At 52.9% G+C, this 276-nt stretch carries 2 tRNA genes and 1 rRNA gene; all 3 read left to right on the top strand.

Annotated elements, in window-relative coordinates:
• A 5S ribosomal RNA gene (gene rrf / locus ACJDUG_RS17825) occupies positions 1 to 109 on the top strand; the annotation flags it as partial.
• A gap of 7 nt (positions 110 to 116) precedes the next feature.
• A tRNA-Ile gene (locus ACJDUG_RS17820) sits at positions 117 to 193 on the top strand.
• Positions 194 to 196: 3 nt separating this feature from the next.
• Positions 197 to 272, top strand: a tRNA-Ala gene (locus ACJDUG_RS17815).
• Positions 273 to 276: the final 4 nt, after the last annotated feature.

Here is a 276-nt window from a genome sequence, read left to right as displayed (position 1 = left end):
TGATGGCGAGAAGGTTACACCCGTTCCCATACCGAACACGATGGTTAAGCTTCTCAGCGCCGATGGTACTGCTTGGGTGACTAAGTGGCAGAGTAGGACGTTGCTAGGTTATATATGGATCTTTAGCTCAGTTGGTTAGAGCAACCGGCTCATAACCGGTTGGTCCGGGGTTCGAGTCCCTGAAGGTCCACCATATGGGGGTATAGCTCAGCTGGGAGAGCACCTGCCTTGCACGCAGGGGGTCAAGAGTTCGAGCCTCTTTATCTCCACCATAAT

Source organism: Candidatus Clostridium stratigraminis (genome assembly GCF_045310675.1).
In the GTDB taxonomy this organism is placed as follows: Bacteria; Bacillota; Clostridia; order Clostridiales; family Clostridiaceae; genus Clostridium_AT; species Clostridium_AT stratigraminis.
Note: the sequence above shows the minus strand (reverse complement) of the source record. Positions and strands in the feature narration are given on the sequence as shown.